The organism is Candidatus Dedyshia acidiphila (assembly GCF_051025295.1).
Classification (GTDB): domain Bacteria; phylum Acidobacteriota; class Terriglobia; order Terriglobales; family Acidobacteriaceae; genus KBS-83.
On sequence record NZ_JBMGJV010000022.1, the window covers coordinates 43,059 to 63,937 of the forward strand.

Consider the following 20,879-nt stretch of genomic DNA (forward strand, 5'->3'; position numbering starts at 1 on the left):
TCGACCAGCTACTTCAGGCTCGCTTTGGTTCCAGTAGAGTCAAATCCATGATGTTGTTGTCCTCCCGTTCTTGCTGCGGCTTGTTGCTTGCGGTCGCCAGTCTCGCGTTGACTGCAGTCCCGGTTGTTGGACAGACGCCCCCTGCGGCTCAAGCTCCGTCGCCCATACCCGCAGATGCAGCGCTGGCGCATGCTCGCAGCCTGGTGGACGAGGGCCGCTATGCGGATGCCATTGCTGAACTCGATCGAATGGCCGCGACGCCATCCGCTTCCGCCGGCATCGACAAGCTGCGTGGTCTGGCGCTCTATCAGCAGAACCATCTGCCCGAGGCCGAGGCCGCATTCGCGCGGGTCGTGGTCCAGCACCCGGAGGACGCCGAGGCTGCGCAGATGGACGGAGTGACGTTGTTTCGTATGGGTAAGGCCGCCGAAGCGGTGCCCCTGCTCGAGCGCGCACACGGTGCGGTTGCCGCTGCCAACGTGGACGGCAATTACGTCCTCGGCCTCTGCTATATGGACACGCGCCGCTACGACGACGCACGTCGCGCCTTTGCGGCCCAGTATGGATTTGCGTCCGAGAGCGCCGAGTCCTACCTGCTCTCATCGCGCCTGCTCTTTCGTCGCGAATACACGCCTGCGGCAATCGCTGCTGCACAGAAAGCGCTCGTTCTCCAGCCGAAGCTGCCGCTGGTTCACGAGCTGCTGGGTGAGATCGCGCTGGCCGAGTCGCGTGGCACCGACGCCATCGCCGAGTTCGAGCAGGAGCGTGCCCTAAATCCCCTTTATGGCGGCGTGTATGACAGGCTCGGCGACGCGTATCTGCGCGCCGGGGAGTACGAGAAGGCGCAGCAGTCACTGAATCGTGCAGTGCTGCTGGAGCCGAGTTCGACCGGGCCGTACATTCTGCTCGGTAAGGTTCTACTCAAAGAGCGCAATGCTGCCGTTGCAGCGCAGTACCTGGAGCGCGCGCGCTCCATGGATCCAAACAACTTCATGACGCACAGTCTGCTGGGGCAGGCCTATCGGGCCGCTGGCCGCACGCAGGATGCGGAGCGCGAGACGGCCAAGGCAATCGAGATCCAGTCCGCCAACACCCCGAAGCTAACCCGCCCATGAGCCCTGTTTCCCCGACCGTCGTTCGCCGGCGAACAGGTGCCGGTATACGTCGCGGATGCTGGTGCGTATGCCTGCTCGGGACTGCCACTGTCTCGTCGCAGGTGGCTCTCGCCCAGAGCGCGTCCTCTGCACATACATCCACTGATCGCGCTACCGCCGCCTTTCGCGCCGGCTACGAGGCGGCGAACGCTGGAGACCTGGAGAAGGCGCGCCGCTCCTTCGCAGAGGTCGTCCGACTTGCCCCGCAGGTTCCGGAGGGACACGCCGCGCTCGGCTCTGTGCTGCTGAGCCTGCGACAGCCGAAGGAGGCGCTCGCTGAGCTGAAGAAAGGGCTGGCGCTCAAGCCCGATGATCCAGGCATGGAAACGAACCTCGCCATGGCCGAGGCGCAACTCGGCCATGCGGCGGAGGCAGTCAGCTGGTTCAGGAAGGCCGTTGCTACCTCCGGTGGCGCGGCGCTCGCGCCCGACGTGGAGATCAGCTATGCGCAGGCCCTGATCGCAACTGGAGCGCGCGACGAGGCAGTGCGGCGCCTGCGTGCTGCGTCAGTCGCCGCGCCCGATTCCGCTACGCTGCATGATGCCCTGGGTTCGCTGCTGGCGCAGCAGCAGCAGTGGGATGCGGCTGAGCCGGAGTTCTCACGAGCCATCGAGCTCGATCCGGGACTACTGCCGGCGAGATTGCACCTGGCCACTCTGTTGCTTACCCTGCATCAGCCCGCGACTGCCTTGGCCACGCTCGAACCGGCCCGTAGCGCGCAACCGCAAAATCCGCAGGTGCTCACCACGCTTGCGCTTGCTCACGCCGCACAGGGGGAGTACGAGCAGTCCCTGTCGCTCGCAGGCGAGGCGTTGCGCGTTGCCCCTCAGGATGCCGATGCGCTTTACGAGAAGGCGATCGCACTGCAAGGGCTTGGGCGCGATCGCGAGGCACTGCCGCTGTTCGAACGCGTCGTCGCTGCACAGCCCAAGAACCCTGCAGCGTTGACCAACACTGCGCTCGCCCTGGTGCAACAGGGACGTGCGAAAGAGGCGATGCCTCTCTACCAAAGAGCGGCAGCGCTCACGCCCGCAGACCCCGTCATTCACCAGGACGTCGGCGTGGCCTACCTTCAGCAGAGCGACATTGACGACGCGATCCGCGAGTTCCAGGCCGGCCTGAAGCTCGATGCTACCAATCAGCAGCTGCACTACAACCTTGGCCTCGCTTACAAGTTGAAGGACGACTCGGCGCATTCGATTCCTGAACTCGAGGAGGCTGCGCGGCTCGATCCCCAATCGCCCGATCCGCCCTACACGCTGGGCATTCTCTACATGCAGTCGGGGCGTTTCGATGATGCGACGATACAACTGCGGCACACGTTGGAGCTGCGCCCGCAGAATGGGGACGCATGGGCCATCCTGGGCAGCGTGTACAAGCAGCAGAACAAACTTCCAGAGGCGGCCGATGCCTTGCAACATGCGATCACGTTGCTGCCGGCGCAGCCCGGGCCGCATATCACTCTGGCGGGCGTGCTCTCGCAGGAAGGCAAGCGAGACGAAGCCGCGGCCGAGCGGAAAGCCGCAGCGGAGCTGACACGCGTCGCCGTGAACCGGCAGCGTGCGACGTTCGCGACGAACACCGGCAACATGCTGCTCGCGAAGGGTCAGGTTGCGGATGCAATCGAGCGCTTCCAGGAAGCAGTGACCAGCGATCCCGGCTTCGCGGAGGCGCACACTGGCCTTGCCACTGCACTCGCACGGCAGGGTCGCGCTGCAGACGCAGCAGCAGAGCGGGAGAAGGCAGCGGCGCTCACGTCTAACGCGAACAGCCAGCCCAACGATGGAGGCGCGGCTGCACCGCGCTGACTATACTGACATCGCCGCCCACCCCGCCGGAGGTAGAGACGTTTTGAGCTGGACCCGCCGCCGTGTGCTTGGCTCACTCAGCCGGACCGCGCTCGTTTTGCCCTTTGCCGATGTGCTCGCGATGGCGATCCAGCCCGCGGCTCGTGCGCAGCAGGCCGCGCCTGCCGCGCCTGCCGCGCAGCACGACTACGAAGCGAAGCCGGTTGCCCCTCCCCCGGGCCCTGCGTCGCCCGTCGCCGGCACGCCGCTTGGTGTCAGTTTCGCTGACGTGGCACGTGAGAGCGGATTGAACGCGAAGACGATTTACGGCGGCGAGGGCAAGAATAAGTACCTGCTCGAGACGACGGGATGCGGCGTGGCCTTCTACGACTACGACGCGGATGGCTGGATCGACATTTTCCTGGTGAATGGTTGGCGGCTCGAGGGCTTTGCCAAGGGACAGGAGCCGACCTGCCACCTGTTCAAGAACAATCGTGACGGCACATTCACAGATGTCACGGTGAAGGCAGGACTCGCGCGTAGCGGCTGGGGGCAGGGCTGCTGCGTCGGCGATTATGACAATGACGGCCACGACGATCTGTTCATCAGCTACTACGGCCAGAACGCGCTTTATCACAACAACGGCGACGGGACGTTCACGGACGTGACCACGAAGGCTGGACTGATGCAGCCGAAGACGCGTTGGAACTCCGGCTGCGCATTTCTCGACTACGACCGCGACGGCCATCTCGATTTGTTTGTGGCGAACTACATCGATCTCGACCTGAAGACGGCGCCCGTTCCGGAGTCCGGTCCCTGCACCTACAAGAGCATCCTGGTCGCATGCGGTCCCCCAGGGCTGCCCGGCGGCAAAAATCTTCTGTATCACAACAACGGCAACGGTACGTTCACCGATGTGTCCCAGAAGGCTGGCATGTGGGGCACCATCGGCAACTACGCCCTCAGCGTGGCAGTGGCGGACCTCGACAACGACGGGTGGCCGGACATCTACGTCGCGAACGACTCGACGGCGGCCACGCTCTACCAGAACCAGAAAGACGGCACGTTCAAGGATGTCGCCATCGAGTCCGGTGCCGCCTTCTCACCGGATGGCAAGCCGCAGGCCGGCATGGGCGTCTCCGTTGGTGACTACAACCGTGACGGCAATCTGGACGTGGTCAAGACCAACTTCGCGGGAGACACGGATTCGCTCTACACCAATCTGGGCGACGGCACCTTTGAAGACCACACGTATGCATCCGGGTTGGGCGTGAACACGCGGTACCTGGGGTGGGGTGTGGGCTTCTTCGACATGGACAATGACGGCTGGCTCGATCTGTTCATGTCGAACGGCCACGTCTACCCCGAGGTGAGCGGCTCGAAGACGGAAGCGCCCTACGCTGAGCACAAGTACCTCTACCGCAATCTTCGCAACGGTCGTTTCGAGGACGTCAGCGACAAGGCGGGCGCCGGTATTTCGGCCGCCGTTCCTGCGCGGGGCTGTGCATTCGGCGACTTCGACAACGATGGCGACCTGGACATCGTCGTCAACTGCGTTAATTCGTATCCACAACTGCTACGTTGCGACGATAGTACGAAACGCAACTGGATTAAGATCAAGACCGTTGGCGTGAAGTCAAACCGCACGGGCATCGGGGCGCGTGTCTCGGTCGCAGCGAAGACGGATCCAACTGCCACGAAACCTCTGCTGCTGGTGGATGAAGTGCGTAGCGGCGGCAGCTACTACTCGCAGAATGACCTGCGGCTGCACTTCGGTCTGGACAAGGCGGAGTCCGTCGATTCGGTCGAGATCCGCTGGCCTTCGGGGCAGGTGGACGTGTGGAAGAATCTCGCGGCGAACAAACTGTACACTCTGGCCGAAGGCGGCAAGCTGGTCAAGGCTGAAGCGCTCGCCAACTGGAAGAAGTAGCGGCTACTTCGACTTCATCGAGTAGGGGAACGAGAAGCGCCCGATTTGCATCAGGGCGTGCGGCTCGCCCGCGGCGGCATGCGGTGGCCAGATGCGAAAGCTCTCGACCCGTGTGATGGATGGATTGCGTACCGCGTCCACCTGGCCCAGCGGCTTTCCGGTCGCGGCCTGATAGAAGCTCACCCTCAGCGCATCCTGCGAGCGTGTCCAGCCGAAGACGTAGTCGCCCGCGGGCAGATCGAGAGTGCCGACCCGGATCGGTGCCTGAGCGAGAAAGTAGTGGGAGTATTTGCCCTCTGCCGAGTAGCCCGCAGTAATCATGACCACGCCAGCGATGAAATGGCCAGCCCCATCCGTGATGCCGGATGCCGTTCGGAACTCTGTCTCGATGCGCTCGGAGATGACGGGCGCACGATCCGGAATGACGGACTTCAACTCGTCGGCCGTTGCGGCACGCCAGCTCTCGCCATTCTGCGCCAGGAGCGAGGGAGCCATGCAGCAGACCGCGAGCAGCAGGGCAGAGAAGCGTCGACGCGAACAGTGCTTAGTCAAAATGAACGATGCCTCGCTGCAGTGCGGTGGTGGCGGCCTGCGTGCGGTCGCTGACGCCCAGCTTCCCGAGCAGGCTGTTGATGTGGGTCTTCACTGTGGCTTCGGAGATGAAGAGCGCGGCAGCGATCTCCTTGTTGCTGTTGCCGCCGACGATCAGGCGCAGCACCTCGGTCTCTCGATCGGTGAGGGCGGGAGCGTTCATGCGCTCGGCCAGACGCTCCGCAACGGGTGCAGGAATGCGGGATTTGCCACTGTGTACAGCACGTATGGTCGCCAGTAGCTCGTCCGTGTCCATCCCCTTTAGTAGATAGCCGCGTGCGCCGGCCTGCAATGCGCGGTAGATATCCTCATCGCCGTCAAAGGTGGTGAGCACAATGATGCGAGCCTGCGGGAACTCGCTACGAATGGCTCGCGTCGCCTCCACGCCATTCATGGCATTCATGCGCAGATCCATCAGCGTGACATCGGGCTTGTGCTCACGATAGAGCAGCAGTGCCTGCGCGCCATCGGATGCTTCCGCGATCACTTTCATTTCCGGGACGGTTGCGAGCAGCGCGACCAGACCTTGCCGAACGATGTGGTGATCGTCGACAACCAGCAGGCGGATTGGTTCGGTACTCGTAGCAGCAGACAGGCTCAAAGGCTCACTCGCAAGCGCTCTTATGGTATCTCGACCCGCAGGCGGATGCGCGTGCCCTTCGCAGGTTCGCTTTCAACCGTGAGCGTGCCCCCAACCTCTGCCGCGCGCTCACGCATGCCGGCCAACCCGAAGTGACCGCCTCGGACCAGCGCTGCCGGATCATAGCGGAAGCCCTGCCCGTCGTCCTCAATCGAAAGTTCGAGAGCACGCGTATCGTAGGCCAGTTTCACTTCAATACGCGAGGCTGCGCTGTGGCGAACGCCGTTTGCTACAGCCTCCTGGGCCACCCGCACGACTTGATCTTCTACCGCGACCGGCGCCGCACGGTACGTTCCACGTACCTCGAAGCGGAGCTTGGCAGTTCCCCGCGCGACCGCCTGGGTAGCCGCGCGATTGACTCGGGCCGGCAGGTCATCCGCTCCTGCGGACGCGGAGCGCAGATTCCAGATGGAGCTGCGTGCCTCCGTCAAACTGCTCTTCACCAGTTGCCGTGCCGCGTCGAGCTGCGTGCGAGCTGCATCGACAGAAGAGCTCAGTAGCCGCGAAACCAATTCGAGCTGAACGCTAATGCCGACGATGTCCTGCGCCAGTGTGTCGTGGATCTCGCGTGCGATGCGGTTACGCTCCGCCAGTACTGCTGCGAAGCGCGCCTCCACCGTGCGCACCCGCAGCCGGTATACCTGGTACGCGGCAAACAGCACAAACAGCACAAACAGTGTGCGGAACCACCATGTCTCCCACGTGTGCGGCAGGACTTGGATCTGGAGCGATGCGCCGGTGTCATTCCAAATGCCGTCGTTATTGGCAGCGAGCACACGGAATGTGTAACGACCCGGGGGCACGTTTGTGTAGTAGGCCACGCGACGCCCCTGTGCCTCTACCCAGTTCGGATCGAAGCCTTCGAGCCGGTAGCGGTAGCGGACGCGCGCTGGTGCGACGAAGCTCAGGCCAGCGTAGTGGACGGAGAGCCGTGTGTGCTCGGGCCCAATCCGGACACGATCGGTCGTGGGCACTGCAAGATCGTCCACTGTGACATTCTCAATTGCGACAGGCGGCGGGAGCCGGTTGTTTTCTGTGTGCTCCGGATCTGTAACGCTGATGCCGCGCAGGGTGGCGAACCAGAGCGAACCATCTGCAGTGCGGACTGCGGCTGGATGTCCGGAGGAACACTCCGCGATGCGCATGCCGTCGGCGACTCCATACTGCGCCACGTCCAGATGGGAGAGGCGGTGAAGAGCGAAGCTCTCCGCATCGCGTCGCGATACAAGGAAGATGCCGCTCGTCGATGCGAGCCACAGCGCGCCGCGGTTGTCCTCGAGAATGCTGAGCACCACCTCCGGCAGCCCGGTATTCGCAGGCACTGGAACGATCCGGCCATCGCGCAGCAGGTTGAGTCCGCCGCCATTCGTGCCGATCCACAGCGTTCCGGTCTCGTCCGCGTAGAGCGAGGTGACCACCTCCGACGAGAGTCCGTCATGCTGTGTGTAGCTGCGGACCGTGCTCGCGTCGACGTGGCTCAGACCGCCGCGCGTGCCCACCCAGAGCGCGCCGAGATGCGCGCGGTCTTCCGCCAGCGCCCCGACCAGGTCGCTGCCCAGACCATTTGCGCGGCTCCACTGTTGCAGCCGTCCTTCGCTGCGTCGCGCCAGGCCGCGCCGTGTGCCGATCCATAACGCGCCGGTGCTGTCCGTCAGCAGCGAGCGCACGAAGTCGTCCGGCAGGGCATCGGTGGCTGGAGCGGGCACAGCATGGTTCTGCTGCAGGCGATCAAGGCCATCCGGCGTGCCGACGGCGAGCGCGCCATCCTTCTCTTCGGCAAGCGAGAGGATGGTGTTGCTCGCCAGCCCCTGATCAGCCGTATACGCATGCCAGCCTGCGCCCTGCTGATGCGCGAGACCCGCGCCGTCGGTCCCCGCCCATACGCTGCCGTTACGCGCGGCGAGCAGTGTGCGGATCGACTCACCAGGCAGACCATCGGCTGCGGTGAGCGTCGAAAACCGCTGCGGACGCAACTCCATCAGCCCCGACGACTCCGTGCCGAACCACAGATTGCCTTCACGGTCTTCGAGGTACGCATCGGGCGAGAAGGTCGTCACTCCAGCCGCTTCTTTCCCGCTCTGCGGGTGCAGCCTTTCGAAGCGATCGTTTGCGTACCGCACCGTGCTTGTCTCTGTGCTGAGCCACAGCGCACCCCGCCGATCCTCGAAGAGCGCGCGCATGCGACCGGCGGGCAGGCCATCTGCGGACCCGCGAAATGTCACACGGTCTCCGGAGAGAATGGCGAGCCCCCCCGCTCCGCCTGCGTACACGCGACCGCTGCCGCCGGCCAGCAGTGCACGAAGCGGCAACATGCCCGCGGGGAGCGCGACAGAACGCATTGCAGCGCCGTCCCGCCGATAGAGCGTGTTCGCTGCTGCGATCCAAAGCGACTCATCGGGAGCAACGGCGAGCAGGTCCGCGGTGACGGGCAGGGTGGTGACCACCCGGCCCTCGCGCAACTGCTGCAACCCGCGCGCGGTCGCAATCCAGAGGGTGCCGTCACCGGCGCGCGCGGCGATCGGCAAACCGTCTCGACCGGTCAGCAGCGGGGCTGCGCCGGCGACCCTGCTGAAGTGCCGCTGGCCGTATAGCACGGCCTCGGGAGTCAGCACCCAGACCTGGTCGTTCGCGGCAGGCAGGACGTCCGCGATGGGGCCGGCCGGCAGTCCCTCCGCAGTGCTGAGCACGGCCAGCCTGCCGTGACTGCGCCGTAGCAGCCCGTCCGCTGTTGCGGCCCAGAGTGTGCCATCCGGAGTGGTCGCGAGCGCACCGATCAGGTTGCTGCGCATCTGCGGCATCGCGTGCCGATCGAATAGCGTGAAGTCGACACCGTCGAAGCGCACGAGCCCGCCATCGGTGGCGAGCCAGAGGAAACCATCCCCGGACTGAGCAATCGCGTGAACGGTGTTCTGGGGCAGGCCATCGTCGGTCTGCCAGATCTGCTGGCCAAGTTGGCGGAGCGGCTGTTGCGGATCGAGCGCGCCTGCGTGCGCCGCCGCGATGACCAGGCAAAGGCCCACGCAGGCGCGCAGCAGACGCGAACCGGCGAGATGTCGGGCGAGCAGCATGCTGGAAGAGAGACTCAGGAGAGGATACAGCCGCCGCTTTCAGGGCTGCGGAGCGGGGCTGAGTTCCTGCGCAGGCGGCTCGGGCATGGGCTCGATCCGGCCGAGCAGCAGCACGTATCCGGCGATCCCGGCCAGCAGGTAGAGGATCGGCACTGTAAATGCGATGGAGAAGGAGTGCGTGGCGCGGTAGAGGTAGCCAGTGATGACGGGCGCGGCAATGGCCGACACCTGGCTGGCGAGATTCATGATTCCGGCGACGCGGCCCACTGCGCCTGCTGGAGCGACCAGCGCGGGTAGCGACCAGCTGACGGGCGCGGACGCCGCGAGGCCACCGATGGAAACGCTGATCCAGAACAGTGCACGTCCGGGCGTGGTGGCGTGCGCCGCCCCAAGAAGGCCCATGCCCAGCAGCATGCCCGCGATGAGGACCGTCTGGCGCACCAGCGTGGACGGCGCCCCGCGGCGCATCAGCGCGTCCACCAGCCAGCCGCCGACCAGGAGGTCGGTGGCTGTGGCGATCAGCCAGGGGACGCCCGTGTAGAGGAACGAGTGAAGCAGATCGATGTGCAGCGTTACAGCGAGATAAGTGGGCAACCAGGTGAGAAGCAGGTAGAAGACATAGTTGTAAGCCCCATAGCCAATCAGGAGACCATAGATCTTCCGCTGCCGGAGCAGATACCGGAAGGGCACGTATGTCCCGGTGGCGAAGGCAGCAGCGTCTGTCGACGCGGAGTGCTGCGGTGCGGGATCGCGGTAGAGGAGGAAGAACAGCGCGCTATAGGCGAAGCTCGCCGCCGCGGTCGCGGCGAAGCTGATTCGCCAGCCCGCACGAAGGAGGAGCACACCGATCAGCGGCGCGCCAATGGCTGTGGCCAGTTTGGCAGCGGCATCGAACACGGCAGTGGGTAGTCCGCGCTCGTTCGCAGGAAACCAGAGCCCGACGGCCTTGGCGTTCATGGGGAAGATCGGCGCTTCACCCACGCCGAGCAGCATGCGTGCGGCGAAGAGAGTTGGAAAGGTGGGCGCGGCTGCTGCCGCGAGTGTCGCGACACCCCACAGCAGCGAGCCGATGCGGCCCACCAGTGCGACACCTACTGCGTCGAGCAGCGCGCCCACTGGTAGCTGACATAACGCGTACGTCCAGTTGTAGGCGCCGGCCAGATAACCGAAGGCAACTTCGTCGATGCCGAAGCGCGCGCGCAGCGCATCGTGCGCGACGGAGAGGTTCACGCGGTCGAAGAAATTGATCAGCACGCCCACGCCGAGCAGCATTGCGATCGTCCATGGCTGGCATCGTTGCGTGCTGCTCGATAGACGGATTCGATCGGAAGTGTGCATCAGACAGAGAGTGCGGGTATGCTGAAAGTATGGCTCTAGCGGCTATGTATGCAAGGCGGGATACATTCCGCCGCATGCTGATCGCGTGGCCGATGGCCGCGTTCGCGGCGCACCGCGCATTCGCGTACAGCACCAACACCAGCATCTTCTCGCCGGTGTCGACGCCCTCTCAGTCCATCTTCAGCCTGTCGATGTTTGTGCTTGCCATAACGGGCGGCATCTTCATCGTGGTCAGCAGCCTGATCTTTTATGCGGCGTTTCGCTTCAGGCAGCGTCCAGGAGACGACAACAGCGAACCAGCGCAAATCTTCGGCAGCAATCAGATCGAGCTGTCGTGGACCATCATCCCCATCCTGCTCGTTGTCGTTCTCTTCCTCGCGACGGCGCGCATGATTTTCGCCATCCAGGATGCGCCGAAGCCCTCCAGTGCCGTCGATGTGACCGCGATCGGCCATCAGTTCTGGTGGGAGTATCACTATCCCAAGCTGCACATCACGACCGCCAATGAGTTACATGTTCCAGTGAGCGAAGCGGCCCACTCGCGGCCTACGTACATGCAGCTCACCTCTGCTGACGTGATCCATGAGTTCTGGGTGCCGCGCCTCGCCGGCAAGACCGATCTCGTGCCGAACCGTATCAACGAGCTCTGGCTCGATCCTCGCAAGCCGGGCATCTACGAAGGGCAGTGCGGCCAGTTCTGCGGGATGGAGCACGCAAAAATGTTGCTGCGCGTCTCCGTGGATACGCCGGAGCAGTTCGCCACGTGGGTGCACCAGCAGCAGCAGCCGGCGGCTGAAGATCCTCAGGCTGCGGGCGGTCGGCGCGTGTTCGAGTCGCAGGCCTGCATGAACTGCCACACCATCCGCGGCACCTCCGCACACGGGCAGTTCGGTCCTGATCTGACGCACATCGCAAGCCGCGCGACCATCGCCTCTGGCGCTGCGCCAAATACGCCCAAGAATCTGTCTGACTGGATCTCCGATCCCGATTCCATTAAGCCCGGCTCACTGATGCCGGCCATGCACCTTCGGCCAGACGAGGTGCAGGCCATCACACGCTACCTCGAAACGTTGCATTGATGCGGTACTGAACGATGTTGTACTTGTCGAACGAACGTATCCCGTCGTCACTCATCCACCCGCACATGCACGCAATGTGCGCGCGCACCCTGCGAGCGCATCTGGCCCTCACCTAAAGGAGACAGCGGAGTCGCCGATGGCAGGATCGAGCATTCCGGTTCCCGGACTTCCGGATGTGACCGCGGAGGTCACCCGTCCCGAGAGCCTGCGCCCCACCTGGCTCGAATACCTTCACAGCTGGGTCGTCACGGTCGATCACAAACGGCTTGGCGTTCTGTACGTGCTGTTCGCACTCACGTTCCTGGTAGTCGCCGGTTGCGAAGCGCTGGTCATGCGTGCGCAGCTCTTCTTTCCTGAGAACCACCTGGTCAGCCCCGAGGTCTACAACCGGCTTTTCACCATGCACGGCACGACGATGATCTTCTTCGTCGCCATGCCTTTGGTCTTCGGCTTCGGCAACTACCTGGTGCCGCTGATGCTCGGCGTGCGGGATATGGCGTTTCCGCGCCTGAATGCATTCAGCTTCTGGATGTCGGCTTTCGGTGGATTGCTGCTCTACTACAGCTTCATCGGCGGCGCGGGTCTGCAGGGCGCGGGCAATGCGCCCGACTTCGGCTGGTTCGCCTACGCGCCGCTTACCGAGCGTGCCTTCTCGCGCGGACACACTGCAGATTACTGGGCGATCGCGCTCACCGTCTCGGGCATTGGCTCGATCGGCACCGCGATCAATTTCATCGCGACCACGTTCTGTATGCGCTGCAAGGGCATGACGCTGTTCCGCATGCCGCTGCTGGTCTGGCTTTACCTGGTCACATCCGCGCTGGTCATCATCGCCGTCAGCCCGCTCACTGCGGCGCAGGCCATGCTGATGATGGACCGCTACCTGGGCGCGCGCTTCTTCGATACGCAGGCCGGCGGCTCTGCGGTTTTGTGGGCGCACTTCTTCTGGATCTTCGGCCACCCAGAGGTCTATGTGCTCGTGATGCCGGCCTTCGCGGTCATCAATGAAATCATCCCGGTCTTCTCGCGCAAGGCCATCTTCGGCTATCCCGCGATGGTGGCGGCCTCGGTGGGCATCGCGTTCGTCAGCCTGGGCGTCTGGGCGCACCACATGTTCACCATCGGGATGACGTCGGTGTCGAACGCCTTCTTCACGCTGTCAACCATGCTGGTCAGCATCCCTACCGGCATCAAGATCTTCAACTGGATCGCGACGATGTGGGGCGGCAAGATCCGCTTCCGCGTCCCCATGCTGTTCGCGCTTGGCTTCCTGTGCCAGTGGCTTATCGCGGGGCTGACCGGCATCATGCTTTCCGTGTCGCCGTTCGATTGGCAGCTTCACAATTCGTACTTTGTGGTTGCACATTTTCACTACGTGATCGTCGGCGGCATCCTGTTTGCCCTCTTTGGCGGAATGTACTACTGGTACCCCAAGGTGACTGGCCGCATGCTCGATGAGCGGCTGGGCAAGTGGCACTTCTGGCTGTTCGTGCTCGGGTTCCATCTGACCTTCGACCCAATGCATATCCCAGGCATTGAGGGTATGCCACGCTGGATATTTACCTACCCGGCGGATCGCGGCTGGACGATCTGGAACCAAATGATCGCGGTCGGCGCAGCGGTGCAGGGAATCGCCATCGCCGTGTTCGTGGTCAACCTGATCTACTCCGGCCTGAAGGGTGAGCTGGCCGGGCCCGACCCCTGGGATGCATGGACACTTGAGTGGTCCACGTCGTCACCCCCACCCGCTTACAACTTCGCGACTGAGCCGGTCGTGCACAGCCGCCGTCCGCTGTGGGACCTGAAACATCCGGAAGATCCGGACGAGCAGGTGGAGGGCTGAGGCGTGTCGTCATCACGTAAATGGAACAGCGATCGCGACGAAAGGAATGGCCGATGAGCAGTGCGACTCTCGCGCACGCCCCGCACGGTGCAGCGCACGCCGACCCCGACTGGCAACTGCCTTCCCGCGGCCGTGTCGGCATGTACTCGTTGATCGCGGCGGAGACGGCGATCTTCGTCATCTTCGTCGTCGCATACGTCTACGACACGGGCCGTAGCGTCAGCGGCCCGCGGCCGCAAGATGTGCTCGAGGTGCCGATCCTCAATACGGTCTTCCTGCTCTCGAGCAGCCTGACCATCATGATTGCGGAGCGTGCCCTGCGGAAGGGCGCTGCTGCCGCATTTCGTGCCTGGTGGGGACTGACGATCCTGTTCGGTGCCATCTTCCTGCTTGGTACCGCCAAGGAATGGGCCAAGCTCATCACACATGACCACCTGACGATCGCTACCAATCTCTTCGGCACCACCTTCTACTCACTGGTGGGGCTGCATGCGTCGCACGTGATCGTCGGACTCATCATGCTATCGGCTGTGCTGGTCTTCTCCTTCATGGGCGCGTTGCGCCCCGAGCACACCGAGAAGGTCGAAGTGCTCGCACTGTACTGGCATTTCGTCGATGCAGTCTGGGTCGTGGTTTTCACCGTGGTCTACCTCGTAGGACGTTGAGCATGCCTGAACCTGCTGTGCACTCACTCCCAGTTGCGGCTCACCACTCGGACGGCGACAAAGTCGTCGCGCTGCCCGCGCCTACACATTGGCCTTTTCTTCTCGCCGCCGGTTTGACCTTTGTCTTTGCCGGTCTGGTGACGAACTATTACATCTCGCTGCTTGGCGTGGTCCTCACCGTGGCCGGTGTCGTGGGCTGGTTTCGTCAGGTGCTGCCACACGAAGTGCATGAGCCAATCGCGATCACTGAGTCGGAGCGCGAGACAGAGCGTGAGAATCGCCATGTGACGCGCGTGTTCTTTCCGAGCGGTGGACGAAGCATGACCCCGGGGACGACGTACCCGATCACCTCTGGGATCATCGGCGGCTTCGCCGGTGGAACCGTCATGATCGTGCTTGCCGAGATCTACGGCGTCGTCCGCTTTCACAGCATCTGGTACGTGGTGAACCTGCTCGGTGGCGCGGGTGTCGCTGGCTGGACCGCTCCCACTGAATCGGAACTCGCGCACTTCCATCTCGCGGCATTCCTTATCGCCGTCGCGATTCACACGGCATCCGCGTTTCTGGTCGGGCTGCTCTACGGTGCGCTGCTGCCCATCATGCCGCGCCATCCCATCCTGCTCGGTGGGCTGATCGCGCCCGCCCTGTGGACCGGCCTGCTGCACTCCATCCTCGGGTTGCTCAATCCGTTCTTCGACAACCACATCAACTGGTACTGGTTCGCGCTGACGCAGGTGGGCTTTGGTATCGTCGCGGGTTACGTGGTGGCCCGCAAAGGCCACATCCAGAGCCTGCGCGATGTTCCGCTCTCGGTGCGTCTCGGTATCGAGCGTCCGGCTCCGCCGCACTCCGGCGACGGGCACGAGGGCCAGCAATGATGCGTGTGTCTGCAGGCGTTGCCGGGTTGTGCGCACTTCTTGCCGTTGCGGGTTGCGGTCCGTTGCCGGGCAAGCCGAAGCCCGGCCCCGAGGTTCCGCGACCGGAGGCCGTGCTGTCACCCCGGCGGCTGTATCAGACAAATTGTGCCGGCTGTCACGGCGAAGGCGGCCTCTACGGCGCGTCGACCGCACTGGCTTCCCCGGTATACCAAGCCATCGTCGATGATGCGACGCTGGTGCGCGTCGTCGCGCAGGGCAGGCCGGGCACGATGATGCCGGCCTTCTCGCGAAGTTCAGGGGGCGACCTTACGGATGAGCAGGTGAATGCAATCGTGCGCGGTATGCGCGACGACTGGCGTCACGGCAACCCACTCGCCGGGCAGAATGCGCCGCCCTATGCAGACGATCATCCGGGTGATGCCAAGGCGGGTGCGCAGGTCTACTCGACTGTGTGTGCGCGCTGCCATGGTCCAATCGGCGGGCAGGCCGGCCCTGCTGGCTCCGTACTGAACCCCTGGGTGCTTTCGCTGATGTCGCCGCAGGCGCAGCGTACCACCGTGATCATCGGCCGGCCGGACCTGGGCATGCCCGACTGGCGCGGCCTCATCCCCGGCCACCCGCTCACCAATGAACAGATCACCAACGTGGTTGCATTTCTGAATAGCGAGCGGCCCACCCAGTCACCACCTGAGCATTCCACCGGCCAGCAAGCGAAGCAGGGCCACAGTCACCAGCAGGAGATGAGTGGAGGCATCCGATGAACCCGCAGTCCAGTCCGTCGCCCGAGTCCGGGTCTGAACCCAAGCCAGAGGCGAAGCTCGATCGCAGTCCCGAACGAGGCCTGCCCGATCCAAACAGCGATACGGTGCTCCAGCACGCCGCTAAGGTGGCGAGCGATCGCGAGCCGGGTGTATCCCGGCGCACATTTCTGTTCAAGCTCTCGCTTGCGATCAATGCGCTGGTAGCGGCGGCGATCGCGACCCCGGTGATCGGGTATCTGCTCGGCCCGGTGCGGCGCAAAGGCGGATACAACCACTGGGTACAGCTCGGGAATGTGACCGACTACAAGGAAGGCGAGACAGTTCTGGCGATGTATCGTAACCCGAACACGCACGAGTGGGACGGCGACACCGGCAAGGTCGCCTGCTACGTGCGTCGCACGGGGGCGCAGAGCTTTACGGTCTTCGCGATCAACTGCATGCATCTCGGCTGCCCGGTGCGCTGGTTTCCTCAATCGGAGCTCTTCATGTGTCCGTGCCATGGCGGCGTCTACTACGCAGACGGTGAGCGCGCCGCAGGCCCACCGGAACGCGGGCTGCGCACCTACCCCTACAAGCTCAATGGGCAACAGCTCATGATCGATGCCGGCCAGATGCCCACGCTATCCAACTCTGCCCGACTCGACCCCACCCTGGTTCAAGGAATCGCGCCATGTCCTGGTACAAGCAAGCCTACGATTGGGTAGAACGCCGTGTGCAGCTCGAAGGCTTCGTCAAGGAAGCGGCCGAGCATCCGGTGCCCAGCAAGACCGCCAGCTGGTGGTACGTCTTCGGCAGCGCCAGTTTTGTGCTTCTGCTGTTACAGATTGTGACCGGCATCCTGCTCGCGCTGGTGTATGTGCCCTCCGCCGGTTCGGCGTGGGACAGTCTGCAGGTGCTCAATCATCAGTTGCCGCTGGGCTGGTTCCTGCGCGGCATGCACGGCTGGGGATCGAACTTTATGGTCGCCGTCGTCATCATCCACATGGTGCAGGTGTTCCTCTTCGGCGCGTACAAGTTCCCGCGCGAGCTCACCTGGATTCTCGGCGTGTTCCTGCTGCTGATGACGCTCGGTATGGCCTTCACCGGCCAGGTGCTGCGCTTCGATCAGGATGCGTACTGGGGACTCGGTATCGGGGCGTCCATCATCAGCCGCGTACCGCTGATCGGCGGCCAGCTCGTGCAGTTGATGCTCGGCGGCCCGATCATCGCAGGCGCGACGCTCACGCGCTTCTTCGCTATCCACGTGTTCGTGATTCCCGGCACGATGCTGGCTTTCGCGTCGCTGCACACCTGGCTCGTGCTCAAGCTCGGTATCAATGAGTGGCCGACACCCGGCCGTCTGGTCAAGCGGGACACATACATCGAAGAGTACAACGAGCTGTCGCACAAGCACGGGCTGCCCTTCGTGCCCGGCGCTGTGTGGAAGGATGCGATGTTCGCGGCCGGCATTCTGCTGGCAGTCGCTCTCTGTGCTCTCTTCCTCGGCCCCATCGGCCCCACGGGTGTGCCTGACCCCACCATCATCCAGACCGCTCCCAAGCCGGACTTCTTCTTCCTGTGGATCTACTCCGCGCTCGCATTCTTACCGCCATCGATCGAGACGCCGGTGATGTTCGTCGCTCCGGTGATCGGCATCGGGATCATGCTCGCGCTGCCGTTCTTCGCTGGCGTCGGTGAGAAGAGCTGGCACCGTCGGCCCGTCGCTGTGCTACTGGTCGCCTTTCTTGCGGTCTTCTTCGCAGCATTGACGCACCTCGGCACGTACGTCCCGTGGAGCCCGCGCATGGAGGCTTGGAGTTCCGCACCCACACCGGTTCACTTCATCAAGGGCACCACGCCGCTGGAACGACAAGGCGCAGTCGTGTTTCAGGAGAAGCAGTGCCGCAACTGCCACATGCTGGGCGGACTGGGTGGCCGGCGCGGACCCACGCTCGACGATGTGGCGAGCCATCTCACCTATGACCAGCTGGTGCGTCAGGTAGAGCAGGGCGGCGGCAACATGCCAGCCTATGGCAAAACGCTTTCGCCCGCGCAGGTGACTGCGCTCGTCGAGTTCCTGGAGACGCTGCACCCGGCTAACGAGCAGCGTGCCTACGACGCATCGCGCCATGTCGCTGAGACGAACAGCCCGATGCCCAAGGAGCCGGTGGAATCGTTGCGCCCATGAACTGGAATCGATCATGCGCCGAGTTGATGTGCAACCCATAAACTGCACCCGGAGCGCGGTGCCCGCGCGGGCTTCGCGCATGCCACGCGGGATGCAGTGATGGCCCTTGTCACTCCCGACACAGCCAACGCAATCGCCGACTCGATCGTGCGCTCGTGGACGGCTCCGTTCTGGCCAACCCTTGGGCTGCTCATCACGGCAGCACTCTATGCACGCGGCTGGGGAGCAGCGCGAGGCACACGAGCGGCAGAGCTGCCGGCGTGGCGTGCGGCCTGTTTCTATGCCGGGCTTGCCAGTGCATGGCTCGCCATCGCATCGCCGCTCGATGCGCTGGGCGGAGTGCTGCTGCTCGCTCACATGGTGCAACACCTCGTGCTGATGTCGGTGGCACCGCCGCTGCTCATCCTCGGCGCCCCGCTGGTGCCGCTGCTGCGCGGGCTGCCGCGCGCGTGGGTGCGCAGCTTCGTCGGTCCACTCTCGATTGCGCCGGGCATCACCACGCTACGCTGCATCGTTGGCCATCCCGCGACGGCGTGGCTGGCCATGAACATAGCGTACCTAGGCTGGCATGTTCCGGCAGCCTATGAGCTCGCGTTGCGCTCGCCGGCATGGCATGAGGTCGAGCACGCCTGCTTCCTGCTGACTTCGCTGCTCTTCTGGCATGTCGTGCTTGAGCCGTGGCCCGCGCACTCGCACTGGTCGCGCTGGGCAGCCATTCCGTACCTCGTCAGCGCGGATATTGTGAACACCGCGCTGTCTGCCTTTCTCGTCTTCTCCGGCCGCGTGCTCTACCCGACGTACGCAGCCGCGCCGCGTGTCTCCGGACTGAGTGCCGCGCAGGACCAGGCTGCGGCGGGCGCGTTCATGTGGGTAGTCGGTTCGGCCATCTACTGGGTGCCCGCGATTGGAATCACACTCGCGCTGTTGTCGCGCAAGCCGCAGTCGCGCACTGCGGCAGCTCACGCGAGCCACGGGCTGGTCACCATAGGCGGCGCATTCGCACCCGGGACTGCCAGCGCTGCACGGGCATCCTCCGAATTCGACCTGCTGCGCCTGCCGCTGCTTGGCCCGTTGCTGCGTGCCCGCTACGGACGCCAAACATTGCAGGCGATCAGCCTTGGCGTGATCACGCTCATCATCATCGATGGGCTTTTCGGCCATCCCATGGCCGCGATGAACCTCGCCGGTGTCGTGCCATGGAACATCGTGCGCGCTCTCGCCGTGCTTGCGCTGCTATTTGTCGGAAACCTTTTCTGCATGGCGTGCCCGTTCACGCTGCCTCGAGAACTCGCGCGTCTCCTCGGCGGAGGACGCGTGCGCTGGCCTGCGCGCCTGCGCAGCAAGTGGATCGCTGTTGGCTTAATGGTGATCTTCTTCTACTGCTACGAGCGGTTCGCGCTTTGGAACAGTCCCGCTCTCACCGCATGGTTGCTTCTCGGCTACCTTGGCGCGGCCTTCCTGGTCGATGCTACGTTCCGGGGCGCTTCTTTTTGCAAGTACGTCTGCCCCATCGGCCAGTTCAATTTCGCTGCCTCCCTCATATCGCCGACCACGCTGCGGGTGCGATCAGAGAGCGTCTGCAGCACCTGCCACACGCGCGACTGCATCCGCGGCAACCAGCAGCAGCGCGGTTGTGAACTCAACCTTTATCTACCGACCAAACGCAGCAACGCCGACTGCACGCTGTGCATGGACTGCGTGAAGGCATGCCCCCACGACAACATCGGCATCCTGCCGCGCGCGCAGACGGCGGAACTACTCTCGACACAGCCGACGGCCTCGCTCGGTCGCCTGCCCAGGCGGCCGGACCTTGCGCTCGCTGTGCTGGTAGTCGTCTTCGCGGCGTTCGCAAATGCAGCCACCATGGTCGCTCCTGGAGCGGAACTCCTCGCTGGCCTCGCGCATCGGGCGCCATGGCTAGCCTCAACGTTCGGCAGCTTCATGGCCGTGCTCGTGGTTACGCTAGCCGCGACGTCGCTGGTCTGGTTGGCGTCGATACCCTTGCGCATCCTTCAACGCGCATCGGCCCGCGAAGCGTTTGGCCGCGCTGCCATGGCCCTACTACCGCTGGGGCTTGCCATGTGGGCGGCGCACCTGATCTTCCATCTTGCGATGGCCGCGCCTGCAGTGCCGTCACTGCTTGCGCAAAGCGTCGAGGATCTTCACCTCGCGGCGGTCGTTCCCCACTGGCAGGCTCCGGCCATGAGCAGCGCCGACACTCTGCTGGAGTTGCAACTGCTTCTGCTCGGCATAGGACTCATCGTGACTGTCTCTGTGGCATGGAAAGGTTTCGCGAGAAGCGGAGGCGGGCTGTCGCATCGTGTTGTCGCAGTCGCACCGGTCCTCGCCGTCGCAATCGCGCTGTACGCAATTGGCTTCTGGCTGCTGCTCCAGCCGATGCAGATGCGCGGCGTGGCCATGGGACCCATGTGACCCGGCGCACAGCGTTTTTGTTTGTCTTGTTGCTCTCGCTCAGCATGCGCGCTGCGCTGGCGGATGGCGGTCGCTTGGTGATGCGGCAGCCTGCTGGCGGCTGGATCGTGTCCCTCTTTGTCACGCCAGAAGCGCTCGGTACCGGACCTGCCGACTTCACCGCCATGGTTGAAGATCGCGCGACGGATCAGATCGTGCTCGACGCTGACGTGAGCCTTACCTTGACGCCCGCCAATGCAAACAGCAAGCCTATCGTGGTCCCGCTGACGCGCGCTGCGGCGAACAACAAGCTGCTGCAGGCCGCGACGGTGACGCTGCCCTCGCCGGGTCAGTGGCACGTGACCCTGAACGTACGTGAGCGCGGCGAGGAGGCGAGCGCTGCCACCGATCTCGTAGTGGCGGCGCATGCCTCCCGCCGCGCTCTGGTATGGATGCTTGCGGTACTTCCGTTCGCTGTGCTGGCCTTGCTGGCGTGGGCTGATCTGGTGAAGACCCGTGTGCGCCGCAAACAAGGCGCTGCACTCCATGGCTGAGCAGGTCCACAT

At 64.0% G+C, this 20,879-nt stretch carries 16 protein-coding genes; 12 read left to right on the forward strand and 4 right to left on the reverse strand.

Annotated elements, in window-relative coordinates:
- Positions 1 to 107: 107 nt before the first annotated feature.
- The 3 genes from AC5IJH_RS10725 (at position 108) to AC5IJH_RS10735 (ending at position 4,871) form a co-directional block, all read left to right on the forward strand.
- A complete protein-coding gene (locus AC5IJH_RS10725; RefSeq protein ID WP_491902806.1) occupies positions 108 to 1,115 on the forward strand; it encodes a tetratricopeptide repeat protein in 1,008 nt (335 codons plus the stop codon).
- A gap of 101 nt (positions 1,116 to 1,216) precedes the next feature.
- The gene (locus AC5IJH_RS10730) at positions 1,217 to 2,962 is read left to right on the forward strand and encodes a tetratricopeptide repeat protein (RefSeq protein WP_491902807.1); all 1,746 of its coding nucleotides are present in this window, start codon (positions 1,217 to 1,219) and stop codon (positions 2,960 to 2,962) included.
- Between the two features lie 43 nt (positions 2,963 to 3,005).
- Positions 3,006 to 4,871: a CRTAC1 family protein gene (locus tag AC5IJH_RS10735; protein ID WP_491902808.1), complete on the forward strand. Its 1,866-nt coding sequence runs from the start codon at positions 3,006 to 3,008 to the stop codon at positions 4,869 to 4,871.
- A gap of 3 nt (positions 4,872 to 4,874) precedes the next feature.
- Here AC5IJH_RS10735 and AC5IJH_RS10740 read toward each other — a convergent pair whose 3' ends face one another.
- From AC5IJH_RS10740 to AC5IJH_RS10755, 4 genes are read right to left on the reverse strand one after another with little or no spacing between them, the layout of a single operon-like run.
- Positions 4,875 to 5,366: a hypothetical protein gene (locus tag AC5IJH_RS10740; protein WP_491902809.1), complete on the reverse strand. Its 492-nt coding sequence runs from the start codon at positions 5,364 to 5,366 to the stop codon at positions 4,875 to 4,877.
- A 49-nt stretch (positions 5,367 to 5,415) separates the two neighbouring features.
- Positions 5,416 to 6,063 carry a response regulator gene (locus AC5IJH_RS10745; protein WP_491902810.1) on the reverse strand — a complete coding sequence of 216 codons (648 nt, stop codon included), beginning with the start codon at positions 6,061 to 6,063 and terminating at the stop codon, positions 5,416 to 5,418.
- Between the two features lie 20 nt (positions 6,064 to 6,083).
- Positions 6,084 to 9,170, reverse strand: a complete 3,087-nt coding sequence (locus AC5IJH_RS10750; protein ID WP_491902811.1) for a two-component regulator propeller domain-containing protein — start codon at positions 9,168 to 9,170, stop codon at positions 6,084 to 6,086.
- 39 nt (positions 9,171 to 9,209) lie between these two features.
- Positions 9,210 to 10,508 carry an MFS transporter gene (locus AC5IJH_RS10755; protein ID WP_491902812.1) on the reverse strand — a complete coding sequence of 433 codons (1,299 nt, stop codon included), beginning with the start codon at positions 10,506 to 10,508 and terminating at the stop codon, positions 9,210 to 9,212.
- Between the two features lie 29 nt (positions 10,509 to 10,537).
- On the opposite strand from AC5IJH_RS10755, the gene coxB reads away from it, so the two are divergent.
- The 9 genes from coxB to AC5IJH_RS10800 all read left to right on the forward strand — a co-directional run bounded on the left by coxB (position 10,538) and on the right by AC5IJH_RS10800 (position 20,867).
- Positions 10,538 to 11,587, forward strand: a complete 1,050-nt coding sequence (coxB, locus tag AC5IJH_RS10760) for a cytochrome c oxidase subunit II (RefSeq protein ID WP_491902813.1) — start codon at positions 10,538 to 10,540, stop codon at positions 11,585 to 11,587.
- Positions 11,588 to 11,723: 136 nt separating this feature from the next.
- A complete protein-coding gene (ctaD, locus tag AC5IJH_RS10765; RefSeq protein ID WP_491902814.1) occupies positions 11,724 to 13,430 on the forward strand; it encodes a cytochrome c oxidase subunit I in 1,707 nt (568 codons plus the stop codon).
- Between the two features lie 53 nt (positions 13,431 to 13,483).
- Entirely contained in the window at positions 13,484 to 14,095 is a 612-nt protein-coding gene (locus AC5IJH_RS10770) for a cytochrome c oxidase subunit 3 (protein WP_491902815.1), read from the forward strand.
- Positions 14,096 to 14,097: 2 nt separating this feature from the next.
- Positions 14,098 to 14,973: a hypothetical protein gene (locus tag AC5IJH_RS10775; protein WP_491902816.1), complete on the forward strand. Its 876-nt coding sequence runs from the start codon at positions 14,098 to 14,100 to the stop codon at positions 14,971 to 14,973.
- Between the two features lie 5 nt (positions 14,974 to 14,978).
- A complete protein-coding gene (locus AC5IJH_RS10780) occupies positions 14,979 to 15,734 on the forward strand; it encodes a c-type cytochrome (protein WP_491902817.1) in 756 nt (251 codons plus the stop codon).
- Positions 15,731 to 16,438 (forward strand): QcrA and Rieske domain-containing protein, encoded by a 708-nt coding sequence (locus tag AC5IJH_RS10785; protein ID WP_491902818.1) that lies wholly within the window; start codon positions 15,731 to 15,733, stop codon positions 16,436 to 16,438. The genes AC5IJH_RS10780 and AC5IJH_RS10785 overlap by 4 nt, the downstream gene beginning before the upstream one ends.
- The gene (locus tag AC5IJH_RS10790; protein ID WP_491902819.1) at positions 16,405 to 17,901 is read left to right on the forward strand and encodes a cytochrome b N-terminal domain-containing protein; all 1,497 of its coding nucleotides are present in this window, start codon (positions 16,405 to 16,407) and stop codon (positions 17,899 to 17,901) included. The genes AC5IJH_RS10785 and AC5IJH_RS10790 overlap by 34 nt, the downstream gene beginning before the upstream one ends.
- Positions 17,902 to 18,000: 99 nt before the next feature.
- Positions 18,001 to 20,334 (forward strand): cytochrome c oxidase assembly protein, encoded by a 2,334-nt coding sequence (locus AC5IJH_RS10795; RefSeq protein WP_491902820.1) that lies wholly within the window; start codon positions 18,001 to 18,003, stop codon positions 20,332 to 20,334.
- Positions 20,331 to 20,867: a hypothetical protein gene (locus AC5IJH_RS10800; protein ID WP_491902821.1), complete on the forward strand. Its 537-nt coding sequence runs from the start codon at positions 20,331 to 20,333 to the stop codon at positions 20,865 to 20,867. Before AC5IJH_RS10795 ends, AC5IJH_RS10800 begins: the two co-directional genes overlap by 4 nt.
- Positions 20,868 to 20,879: the final 12 nt, after the last annotated feature.

What these genes read in the sequence shown, in the direction of transcription:
- AC5IJH_RS10740 (WP_491902809.1), bottom strand. Translation starts at nt 5,366, where the DNA reads ATGGCTCCCTCGCTCCTGGCGCAGAATGGCGAGAGCTGGCGTGCCGCA.
- AC5IJH_RS10750 (WP_491902811.1), bottom strand. Translation starts at nt 9,170, where the DNA reads ATGCTGCTCGCCCGACATCTCGCCGGTTCGCGTCTGCTGCGCGCCTGC.
- AC5IJH_RS10755 (WP_491902812.1), bottom strand. Translation starts at nt 10,508, where the DNA reads ATGCACACTTCCGATCGAATCCGTCTATCGAGCAGCACGCAACGATGC.
- coxB (WP_491902813.1), top strand. Translation starts at nt 10,538, where the DNA reads ATGGCTCTAGCGGCTATGTATGCAAGGCGGGATACATTCCGCCGCATG.
- ctaD (WP_491902814.1), top strand. Translation starts at nt 11,724, where the DNA reads ATGGCAGGATCGAGCATTCCGGTTCCCGGACTTCCGGATGTGACCGCG.
- AC5IJH_RS10770 (WP_491902815.1), top strand. Translation starts at nt 13,484, where the DNA reads ATGAGCAGTGCGACTCTCGCGCACGCCCCGCACGGTGCAGCGCACGCC.
- AC5IJH_RS10775 (WP_491902816.1), top strand. Translation starts at nt 14,098, where the DNA reads ATGCCTGAACCTGCTGTGCACTCACTCCCAGTTGCGGCTCACCACTCG.
- AC5IJH_RS10785 (WP_491902818.1), top strand. Translation starts at nt 15,731, where the DNA reads ATGAACCCGCAGTCCAGTCCGTCGCCCGAGTCCGGGTCTGAACCCAAG.
- AC5IJH_RS10790 (WP_491902819.1), top strand. Translation starts at nt 16,405, where the DNA reads ATGTCCTGGTACAAGCAAGCCTACGATTGGGTAGAACGCCGTGTGCAG.
- AC5IJH_RS10795 (WP_491902820.1), top strand. Translation starts at nt 18,001, where the DNA reads ATGGCCCTTGTCACTCCCGACACAGCCAACGCAATCGCCGACTCGATC.